We start from the raw sequence: 4,353 nt of genomic DNA, 5'->3' as shown, positions 1-4,353 counted from the left end.
CTTCGCTATCCGTGAAGGTGGCCGTACTGTAGGTGCTGGTGTTGTAGCTAAGATTCTTTAATCTAAGCAAACCAAAGTGTTAAAAGAAGGCGCTCATTAGAGCGCCTTTTTTGTGCGTGGAATTTAGTGGACATGGTAGGGAAGGGCTTTGTGCGCCTCGTAAACCCGGCGTAAACCCATCCATGGGGCCTTCGCTACAGCATCCATGCTGTAGAGAGTTTCCGAGGCCCACAAAGCCCTTCCTTCCAAAGCGTACCATCGTAAGGAGCCACCAAGGTGAGAGGGACTCGCCCCCACCAGAAACACGGCGTGAATCCATCCATGGAGCCTCCGCAGCAGCTTCCATGCTGCGGAGGGTTTCACATGGGCTTCTACTGGCGCTTCTGTCAACACAGTAGACTGTTGTTGGTAGGGTAAAGGTCACGGCGTAAACCCATCCATGGGGCCTTCGCTACGGCATCTATGCTGTAGAGAGTTTCCGAGGCGCACGAAGTCCTTCCTTCTAAACGTGCCATCGTACTCAGATAGTGATTAATCCCATCAGAAACGCGGCGTGAATCGATCAATGGAGCCTGTGCAGCTGCATCTATGCTGTGGGAGGTTGTAGATGGGGGATACTCCCTCTCTTGTAAATGCCAGCATCTACTATTGGTATAGTTGGGGATAACCCATCCATGAGGCCTCAGCCAAAGCACTTATACTGTCAAGAAGGTCATAACGGCAGGCCCATGTATCTGACAAATACGAGAATAAATCTCATTTGCATTGAGTCGCTGCGTAAAATCTGTATTATCTATCGCCTCGAAAGATTAAATAGCCATGAATAAGGAATAGCAAAACATTTATGCGCTTCTCATTAGGCAGTATTAGACAATGGCATTGGATAAGTGGGGCGTGGTGTCTTGTCGGCATATTACTGTTTTCCTTAACGGGTATAACCCTTAATCACGCTGCAGATATTCCTGCCAATAAAAAAGTGACTGAAATAGAAGCTACGTTGCCTGCATCTATAATAGATGACTTTGTGGCGTTGCCAGAGGGTGACGCTGTTATTCCTGATGTCTTGGTGGATTTCGTATCTGATAAGTATGGTGTTGCTATCCCTATTTCGGTGGTGGGTGAATGGGACGGTATTGAATATTATGCGTCGTGGCCTGGTCCGGGTACAGATAGTTGGGTGGCTGTAGATAGTGAACTTAAAATGGTCACTTTTGAAAGCGTGGATAGAGGATGGATTTCGTATTTCAACGATCTGCACAAAGGTAGAAATACGGGAGTAGTGTGGCCTTGGTTTATCGATATTTTTGCTGTTGCCTGCATTATTTTTAGTGTCACGGGTTTGCAGTTACTTATGCGACATGCACCCAGTAGAGCTTCAACTTGGCCTGTAACTGTTCTGGGCGTATTAATCCCATTTGTCATTTTGCTGTTATTTGTACATTAGCGGTTTTGGGGCGTGAACTTGAAAAGGAGTGAAAAAATGAAAGTGCGAAATGGTCTTGCGATAGCGTCTGGTGCGCTAGGGCTTATGTTAGCCTCGTCAGTCTCTATGGCTGCGCAGTCAGTAACGCTTGATATAGCCTTACCTCAGCTAGATGTGGCTGAGTATCATAAACCGTACGTGGCTGTATGGATTGAAAACAATAAGCGTAAATCGACTCAAGTGGCGGTGTGGTATGACGTCGATATGCGTGAGCACGAAGGTAAAGAGTGGCTTAAAGATCTTAGACAATGGTGGCGTCGTGGTGGTAGAAGTTTAGATTTACCTTTCGACGGTTTAACCAGCGCGACGAAAGGTCCTGGTACGCACCTCATCGATACTCAACTTAATAGCGCCTTAGCGAAGTTGAGTGACGGAGATTATACCCTTCGAGTAGAAGCATCACGTGAAGTGGGCGGCAGAGAAGTATTGTCTATTCCATTTAGTCTCCCTTTATCAGCGAAAATACTCCCCGTTACGGTGGAAGGCAAATCAGAAATTGGGCGCGTTTCATTGCGTCTGGAAGATGAATAAACTCTCAGAGAACATTATGAAAAAATTATCAATTACTACATCATTCGTTGCAATAGCCGCAACATTAGCAGTGTCATTTTCTGCCAGCGCTCACCGCGCATGGGTATTACCAAGTTCAACTGTACTATCGGGTGAGGAAGCGTACGTAACATTTGATGCCGCTATCTCAAATACTATCTTTCACCCAGATCATTTCGCAATGAATACTGACGACTTAGTCGTGACTGCACCAAACGGCGAAACAAAAGAGACTGAAAATAGCGCCCGTGGGAAATATCGCACCACTTTCGATGTAAAGCTGGAGCAGGAAGGCACTTATAAGATCACGTCTTTCAGTTCTGGTATACGTGCCTTTTGGAAAGATGACGAGGGTAAGCGCAAAATGTGGCCTGGTCGTGGTGAAGCTTATGTGGCTGAAGAGTTTGCTACATCAGTACCGAAAGAGGCAACAGATTTACGTATTACCCAAGGCTCTCGTCGAGTGGAAACCTTTGTAACCCTTGGTGAGCCTTCAGAAAAGGTATTTACACCAACTAACGAAGGCTTAGAGCTTATCCCAGTAACTCACCCGAATGATTTGTTTGCTACTGAAGCCGCTACCTTTACTTTGCTTATCGACGGCGAACCAGCAGTGGGTGCAGAGGTTGAAGTTGTTCGTGGTGGTATGCGTTACAGAAATGACCAAGAAACGATTTCGGTAACATCTAATGACGAAGGGCAGTTTGAAGTTACTTGGCCACAAGCAGGCATGTATTTTATCGAAATTGGTTATAAAGATGATAAAGCTGAAAAGCCAGCAACGGTAAGAACGGGAAGTTACTCAGGTACTTTCGAAGTGCTACCGCTATAAGCTTAAGCATTTACTGAGATACTTTAAAAGTACCATGACTGAAACTCACCGTTTACTTATTGCACTATCTAGCATCACGCTTTATGTGTTGTGGGTAGCGGTGATTTTTTATAGGAATAGGAAAAAGCGCTCCGTCACCGATCCTCTAACATACAATACACATGTAAATAGCCGCGATAGTAAAAATCAAACCCTTATTGTTTATGCCAGCCAAACCGGCACCGCAGAAAAGATTGCGCGGGCTAAAGCTGCAGCACTGGCTGAGCATGAAACGATTACTTTGGTTTCCATGGCGTCGTTAAACCTTTCGATGCTCGGCAATGTATCAAAGGCGCTGTTTGTAGTTAGCACTTATGGTGAGGGTGAGCCGCCAGATGCAGGCACTCGCTTTTATCATGCTTTGCAGCGAGCCAAAAAGAGTGGGGCCACACCTTTATCGAACTTGTCATACGAAGTTATCGGTTTGGGAAGTCGGGAATACAAACAGTTTTGCCGTTTTGCAGTGGCTCTTTATGAGAACGTAAGCTTACTGGGCGGCACGCCATTAACATCACTCACCACATTAGATAGTGGAAAAGGTGAACATTTAGTCCATCTTGATTCTTTAGCGACTGAATTATCTGAACAAATGCAACCTTGGGTATTAGAACACCGCAAACAGCTCAATCAAGACGATACCCGTGGTTTATATGCAATAACCTTAAAGCAGCCGCCATCAGCCCGTGAGGCTGGTAAAGTGCCACTAACTTGGGAAGCGGGGGATATCATTGATATCTACCCTGACATGACGCAAGGGTACCTTTCTTTACAAGAGCCCTCGAGCCGGAACTTAAAAGAGCCCTCGAGCCGGAACTTAAGAGAGCCTTCGAGCGAGAACTTAAAAGAGCTCTCGAGCGGACACTTAAAAGAACCCTCGAGCGGGCACCCAAGAAAACGAATAGGACGTTCGTACACCATTGCGTCGGCACCGCAAGAAAATGACTTGAAGCTGATAGTAAGAGAAGTACGAAAAGAGCATGGTGAACTAGGCTATGGCTCTGGTTTTTTAACGAGCAAATTGCCGATGAACCAGCCTGTTTATGCGCAAATACGTAAAAACACGAATGCGGTTATCACCGATACGCAGTGTCCATTAGTGCTTATAGCGGCCGGAAGCGGTATTGCAGGCGTTAGAGCGCAACTTGCTAAACGAGCCATGCTTAAAGATGGCGGCCCAGTGTGGATTTTTTACGGTGAACGAAGCCCAGAAAAAGATGACATTTTGCCCAAAGCACTATCTCCTTTTCACAATGCATCGTGTATTCATAAACGCTCTGTGATTTTTTCAAAGCCTTCTTTAGAGCCAAATATTGCACCAAATCAATATGTACAACACTTGATAGTAGAACAAGCTGATGCTTTGAAAGTATTCCTAAGGCGTGTTGATCTTTCGTGATTGGTTTTTGAGCAGCATGGTAAAGAGTTATAATTTGCTTCGCCAAAAGTAAAA

4 protein-coding genes are annotated in these 4,353 nt (G+C 45.6%); all 4 read left to right on the top strand.

Going from position 1 to position 4,353, the window contains the following annotated elements; genetic code table 11:
• Window positions 1–844: 844 nt before the first annotated feature.
• From J5X92_RS20665 to J5X92_RS20650, 4 genes are read left to right on the top strand one after another with little or no spacing between them, the layout of a single operon-like run.
• Window positions 845–1,444, top strand: coding sequence for a PepSY-associated TM helix domain-containing protein (locus J5X92_RS20665; RefSeq protein WP_126871712.1), 600 nt, complete (start codon window positions 845–847; stop codon window positions 1,442–1,444).
• A gap of 36 nt (window positions 1,445–1,480) precedes the next feature.
• The gene (locus tag J5X92_RS20660) at window positions 1,481–2,014 is read left to right on the top strand and encodes a DUF2271 domain-containing protein (RefSeq protein ID WP_126871713.1); all 534 of its coding nucleotides are present in this window, start codon (window positions 1,481–1,483) and stop codon (window positions 2,012–2,014) included.
• A 16-nt stretch (window positions 2,015–2,030) separates the two neighbouring features.
• Window positions 2,031–2,864 (top strand): DUF4198 domain-containing protein, encoded by an 834-nt coding sequence (locus J5X92_RS20655; RefSeq protein ID WP_126871714.1) that lies wholly within the window; start codon window positions 2,031–2,033, stop codon window positions 2,862–2,864.
• A 34-nt stretch (window positions 2,865–2,898) separates the two neighbouring features.
• Window positions 2,899–4,299 (top strand): flavodoxin domain-containing protein, encoded by a 1,401-nt coding sequence (locus tag J5X92_RS20650; RefSeq protein ID WP_208806414.1) that lies wholly within the window; start codon window positions 2,899–2,901, stop codon window positions 4,297–4,299.
• Window positions 4,300–4,353 lie beyond the last annotated feature (54 nt).

This window comes from Alteromonas sp. K632G, assembly GCF_017653625.1.
In the GTDB taxonomy this organism is placed as follows: Bacteria; Pseudomonadota; Gammaproteobacteria; order Enterobacterales; family Alteromonadaceae; genus Alteromonas; species Alteromonas naphthalenivorans.
Note: the sequence above shows the minus strand (reverse complement) of the source record. Positions and strands in the feature narration are given on the sequence as shown.